This window comes from Alkalibacterium sp. m-11, assembly GCF_054658155.1.
In genome coordinates this window covers 1-6,271 of sequence record NZ_BAAGIR010000117.1, presented here as the reverse complement: position 1 = coordinate 6,271, position 6,271 = coordinate 1, and the positions used below count along the sequence as shown (strand labels likewise).

Here is a 6,271-nt window from a genome sequence, read left to right as displayed (position 1 = left end):
TTGCGTCCGACTTCCTTCAGATTCCACCTCACGGTGGACACCCTTGTCATTCACTAACAGTTCCTACTGCAAAGCCTGTAGTGGACTTTCACCACCAAGTTGTCGCCCATGCCGGGCGCACCAAAAAGACCCCGTCCCAATAGAGGGACGAGGTCAACACGCGGTACCACCCTTGTTCAGAAGCCACTGCTTCTGCACTCATGCATAACGGCGCATACCGGGATTTTAATTACCGATCCATGTCTGACCCTGCAGATATGTGCAGAGTACACGATGAAAGTGAACTTCAAGAGACTCCTCAGTCAATGCTTTCAGCCTGGGCACTGTTCTCTGGTACTGATCAGTCATCTCTACTCTTTTTCATCTATCGTTTAAGTTATTTAATTCAGTATCACAAATCCACTGATTTGCCCACTCCTGCACTTCATTCATGACATTTCTTAAAGCTTTACCTTTAGCTGTCAGGCGGTAACCTGAACGGATATCGCACGTGTCATCCAAGTCTCTCGTCACGATTTCTTCTTTTTCCAGTTCTTTCAACCGTTCAACTAGTACCCGATCGCTGACTCCTGGTATTGCCTGAGAGAGATCTTTAAAGCGACGAGGTCCATCCAACAATACATCAATGATTAATCCAGTCCATTTTTTTCCAAGTATTGAAAAAGTCTGCTCGAATCTGGGGCATATCACCTTTTCAGATTCTTTTGTCTGTGCCATTTCGATCATATATTGTCACCTCTTCTTTCACGTCTTTCAGTATACCATTATACTAAAGAAATGTGTAGAAGCTAATACTTATTTTTAGGAAGTTTAGGATTTCGTTCACAATTGTACTATAACAGGTTACAGGTGTTCAAGAAAGAACGTTGCAATAGAGAAATAGATCAAAAGTCCTATAGAATCATTGATTGTCGTAATAAATGGTCCTGAAGCAACTGCGGGATCGATCTTGAACTTGTTGATGATAACCGGGATCACTGCACCAATCACTGTTGATATACTGACCGTGATGAACATGGATAAACTGATGATTAAGGCCAGTACAGCATTGCCGTAGAAGACAAAGATGGTACCGATCAGAACCACAGCAGCAACCAGCCCCATCAGCATCCCTGCACCCAATTCATTTTTAATAGTCTGGAAGAAGCTGTCTTTATCTCTGTCGTCATCAATCGTCAGATTACGTACGGCAACAGCCAGTGACTGAGTCCCTACGTTCCCTGCCGTATCCATGATCATCGGAATGAATGCTGCCAGAAGTACGACCGAGTCCAGGGTTTCTTCAAATGCCCCAATCAGTCCACCAGTGATCATCCCAAGGAAGAGAAGGATAACGATCCAGGGTGTGCGTGACTTCGCTGTACTGAACGGTGTGACTTTAGTTTTACGGTCATCATCACTGCGCTTGATCGCAGCGAATTCGTTAAAGTCTTCCGTTACCTCTTCTTCCAGGACATCCATGACATCATCGACAGTAACGATCCCCTGCATTTTGCCTTCATGGTCAAGGACTGGTATGGCAAGCAGGTCATAATCCTGAATGATGCGGGCGACCTGTTCCTGGTCTTCATCGATGCGCACTGAAACGACCTGGTTGAACATGATGTTTTCAACCGTTTCAGTTTCAGGAGAGAGCAGCAAGTCTCTGAGCGAGAGCACGCCGACCAGTCTTTCCTTCTCATCTACAACATATAAGTAATAAATCGTCTCAGCTTCGCGACCGATCTGTCGCAGCTGTTCGATGACTTCTGTCAGGGTCTGCTTATAATGGATAGCAATGAACTCTTTGGTCATAATGGATCCGGCTGTTTTCGGTGCATACGACAGGAGTTCCTGAACACGTTGACTTTCTTCCTCATCCATCATAGCGAGCAGAGTCTGATTATCTGTTTCGTCACTTTCAGTCAGGAAGTGAGCCACATCATCTGCTGCCATAAAGTTGAATACTTGAGCCATGTATTCATCTGGTAAATAGTGAACTGCATCTTCCTGGTCTTCTGTTTCCATCCATTCGAAAATTTCTGCAAATTCTTCAGGACTTAAAAATTCGGAAATTTTCCTCTTCTTTTCAGGATATAACAAATGAAAGACTTCGTGCTGGTCCCGATCATGCAGTCTCAGGAACAGTTCTCTGAATGTCTCGCGGTCATTCTTTTTTGCAGCCAGAAAAATCTGGTCATACGTTTTCTGCTTGTTGCTTTTCATTAATTTCATAGGTAATCGTCCTTTCTATTTTAATCGGGCTAAGCGAATAACCTGATTTTTTAACTTCTTTAAATTTATACCCGATACACAAGGGAACAGGGTCCATCTTCGCTTCACCTCCGTAAATTAGCTGGTCAATAACCTCTCTGTGTGTTATCTATCATTATAAATAAAAAAACACGCCAATAAGAGCGTGTAAAGAACATGAATACAGAGTTCATCTTCATACACCTCTGTCGTTGAGCTTCAGCTTCATATGGCATAGAGTCTGTTTCAGTCTCAGCTACATTAAAAATCCCCTTCATCCGAAGATTCCTGCTGACCCATTGGCGTCTTTGGACATTTCTGGGCAGTAGCGTGTCTCCATATGGGAGCCTCACCTAACAAGGTCATTCCTTTTCCTACATAATCATAACGAATGTGAGTGATTTGTTCAAGCAATAGTTATTATCCCTTAATATAAATAGGTTGACTCCTGTCCAATATGAAGAGTTAGAAGGACAGGATACATTCGATACTGATCAGTTTGATACCTATTTAGTCCATTATGAGAGCGGCCGTAAAGAACTTGTATTTATGGAAGACAATGAACAGATCTATAAATCGATATATGGCATATTCATCACTACAAATCCTATATTTAACTTTTTTGTCGTGACATGTCGTCCGTCTTGCGTCCTGTCCAAGTTGATATGCCCCATTTACCTCCTTCCCTGCCACAAAGTTTTAAATAAACTGTCACTTAATTCCTCTCTTTCTACCTGTTTGTTCATGCTATACTTGAAATACATGAGAGTACCTACTGAGCCACCAAGTAGTCAGCATTAGATGCTCTTTTTGTTTGCTGTGAGAGACCATCCGGTTCATAAAGCCCGTCTCCAGGCAGACACAAAAACTTAAAATGAGGAGAATGAACACATGAAGAAACGCTTAGTGATGATCACACTGCTGATGAATCTGATCATCCCCTACTTTATCTACTCAGCTCATGCTGAAGAAGCATCCGGTCCATTCGACTCCCAAAGCAGACTGCTTGCTTCGGAACTGGACGATGATAGTGAAGATTTCGAGGAATTTGAAGAATTTGAAACGATTGATGAATACAATAATGATTTTGAGGATGTTCCAGCGGACGAAATAGAACGAGCCAGAGTCATTGAAGTCCTTCCAGGTGACGGTCCTGGTCTGGATGAAGGTTTCTATCAAGAAATACAGACAGTTCGCGTTGAAATCCTTTCAGGTGACCAGGAGGGCGAGGAAGTCGAGGCTATCCATACCCTTACTGGAAATCCGGGTTCCGACTTTGAAGTGGAGCCTGGAGACAGAATTCTGATCAGCGTCATTGAAATTGGCGGGGAGTCTCAGGTTCATATCGTTGAGTACGAGAGAGATCGAACAATATATATCGTACTGGCACTGTTCGTTGTCCTGCTTATCCTGCTTGGGGGGCTGAAAGGACTGAAGACGATCCTGACTCTCGCTTTGACCTTGTTCCTTCTCTTAAGAGTACTCATTCCCGGCCTGCTTGCAGGATACAGCCCGATACTCATGACTATCCTAATTTCTCTTATCATTACGGTGGTCACTATTTTGACAGTCGGCGGCCTGAACATTAAATCCATTGCTGCCATCACAGGTGTATTGGGTGGGGTACTGATCTCGGGACTCATAACTTATATCGTCGGGAACCAGATCAACTTGACTGGACTGTCCGGTCAGGAAGCTATGATGCTCATGTATATCCCACAAAATGTGGACTTTAATTTCAGTGGCTTGCTTTTCGCGGGGATCATCATGGGTGCACTTGGTGCTGTGATGGATGTCGGCATGTCCATTGCTTCTGCTATGGAAGAAATACGGATGGCTGACCCGACTGTTTCTACAAAACGCCTGATTCTATCAGGTATGAATGTCGGAAAAGATATTATGGGAACGATGGCTAACACGTTGATCCTGGCTTACATTGGATCAATGATCCCACTGCTTTTACTGTTCACGGCCTATCAGGAACCGTTCATCAGCATCATCAATATGAATGTCATTGCGACGGAAGTCATTAGAGCTTTAGCTGGAAGCATTGGACTGATCCTCTCTATTCCGCTGACTGCTGTCAGTTCCGGCCTTCTCCGTGACAAATTAAACCTCAGAAAGTCTCCCTGACTTCTGACGAACCGACTGACTAACTAGTCTGAAGCGATGCCTAAGAGCTTATCCGGCATCGCTTTTTTTCCTGCACTCATGCTGTCAGAATCACTTCTCTAAACTTTTATCAAATGAAACCAAGTGCTTGCCAAAAGCTCCCTTGTTCAATAATCAGGAAATGGCATCGTGCACCAAAAAAAGCCGTTTCCAATTAAGTTCTTTTAGAACTTAACTGGAAACGGATTGAATTTTTTTAATTATCGGCTGGAATCAGGCATGGACGACGCTCAATTTGAGGCTCCATTCAGCCAGTTTTGCTTTAGCTTTCATTCTAAGCGGTGTAGATACTTCATTGATTGCGCAATATTTGTCTACACATGTAACGATCATGCTTTCCTTGTATTTAGGAATACCGACCCCTGTAGTAGTCAGGAACATGTGCTTAAGGATGATATCTTTTTCAAGTTCACTTAATTCCGTCAGACGCTGTGCATTCTTGACGGCTATTTTTGGGTGAACACAATTATGCGAACCTTCATTCATAAGAGCAATCTCTTCTCTGCATTCATGGAAAAAGTCATGAAGCAGTCCTGCTCTTGCAACGGCTCTAGCGTTCAGTTTCAGTCGCTTAGCTATTTTATAGCTGACATAAGAAACGAACAGTGAGTGAATGAGTCGTGTTGTATAATGGTGATGCGTAATATCGTCTAGTTTAAGTAAATCTTCGCTTTCAAGCAGGTCTTCGACCAATGTCATATAATCTTTGTCATTTTCCCAAATTGAACGAACGAATTCCATGGAAGCTCTCCTTTATCAGATCTTAGTCAGAGTATTTAATGTAATAAAGTTAGTTTAAATAACAGGTCTAATTGCCTGTCCAGTACTTATAGTACTTATAGTACTCCTAATACGTCTGATTTTAAAGGATGAAAGGCTCCTGTAAAACGTTTTCATATCAAATGTGATATTTCTGTCAAATTTCTACTCATTGATGTAAAGAAAACATAAGGATGCTGGCGGCTATAGCGACATTCAAAGATTCAGCCTGGCCTTTGATCGGGATGTAGAGATTGGTCGTAGTCTCCTGTAACAAGTGATCAGCTACCCCATTGCCTTCATTTCCTACTATAAGCGCAAACTGTTCTTTCGGTTCTACCGTATGGTAAGATACAGCCCGCTCATCCAGCGCTGTGCCATATACAGGTATATTCTTCTCTTTAAACTGACTGATCCAGTTTTCAAGAGCTGAATGAATGACAGGCAGGTGAAAATGGCTGCCCTGAGCAGACCTCAGTGCCTTGGGGTTATATAAATCGACTGACCCTTCCCCAATGATCACGGCTTCAAAACCAGCAGCATCAGCTGTTCGAATCAGGGTACCAAGATTTCCGGGATCTTGAACCTGATCAAGCATCAGTACTGGCTTATTCCCATGAATAGCGTTCTCTTCTTCCTTCTGCATGATGACCGCGAAAATGCCCTGTTCAGTTACGGAATCACTTAAAGATTCAGAAATCGATTCTGAAATAATAATGAGATTTCCCGGCACCTGATCGACAATGGCTGTGTATTGATCAAGCTTATCTTCACGAATCAGAATGTGTTCGATCTCTATGCCGGCTTTGACGGCCTCTTCTACTAGGTGCAGTCCTTCTATCAGATATTTATTCTGTTTTTTCCTGCCTTTTCGTGTCAGCAGTTTCTTCCATTCCTTTACTTGCTTGTTCTGAACTGATTCAATTCTTTCCATGCTGTATGTCTCCTTCAGTTATACTCTTGTATCAGTATACATGACACAATCGAGTAGGAGGTAAATAATTAATTTATTTACCGTCCTCTCACACCACCGTGCGTACGGTTCCGTACACGGCGGTTCAATAATTTAAATATCTCTATCGCTCGTACAAATGTATTAAATCTCTTA

6 protein-coding genes and 1 riboswitch are annotated in these 6,271 nt (G+C 42.8%); of the genes, 1 reads left to right on the top strand and 5 read right to left on the bottom strand.

The window, feature by feature from the left end; all coding sequences use genetic code 11:
* Positions 1 to 225 precede the first annotated feature (225 nt).
* From ACYQ2O_RS09925 to mgtE, 3 genes are all read right to left on the bottom strand, one after another.
* Positions 226 to 348 (bottom strand): hypothetical protein, encoded by a 123-nt coding sequence (locus tag ACYQ2O_RS09925; RefSeq protein ID WP_346025504.1) that lies wholly within the window; start codon positions 346 to 348, stop codon positions 226 to 228.
* 12 nt (positions 349 to 360) lie between these two features.
* Positions 361 to 717, bottom strand: coding sequence for a winged helix-turn-helix transcriptional regulator (locus ACYQ2O_RS09920; protein WP_425425703.1), 357 nt, complete (start codon positions 715 to 717; stop codon positions 361 to 363).
* A gap of 126 nt (positions 718 to 843) precedes the next feature.
* Positions 844 to 2,214 (bottom strand): magnesium transporter, encoded by a 1,371-nt coding sequence (mgtE, locus tag ACYQ2O_RS09915; RefSeq protein WP_346025505.1) that lies wholly within the window; start codon positions 2,212 to 2,214, stop codon positions 844 to 846.
* A gap of 215 nt (positions 2,215 to 2,429) precedes the next feature.
* Positions 2,430 to 2,600, bottom strand: a riboswitch (M-box (ykoK) riboswitch).
* Between the two features lie 523 nt (positions 2,601 to 3,123).
* Here mgtE and ACYQ2O_RS09910 point away from each other — a divergent pair.
* Entirely contained in the window at positions 3,124 to 4,365 is a 1,242-nt protein-coding gene (locus tag ACYQ2O_RS09910) for a YibE/F family protein (RefSeq protein WP_346025506.1), read from the top strand.
* 252 nt (positions 4,366 to 4,617) lie between these two features.
* Here the strand turns inward: ACYQ2O_RS09910 and ACYQ2O_RS09905 are convergent, their stop codons facing one another.
* Complete coding sequence (locus ACYQ2O_RS09905) at positions 4,618 to 5,145, bottom strand: HD domain-containing protein (protein ID WP_346025507.1); 528 nt, start codon at positions 5,143 to 5,145, stop codon at positions 4,618 to 4,620.
* Between the two features lie 187 nt (positions 5,146 to 5,332).
* A complete protein-coding gene (locus tag ACYQ2O_RS09900) occupies positions 5,333 to 6,097 on the bottom strand; it encodes a TrmH family RNA methyltransferase (protein WP_346025508.1) in 765 nt (254 codons plus the stop codon).
* Positions 6,098 to 6,271 lie beyond the last annotated feature (174 nt).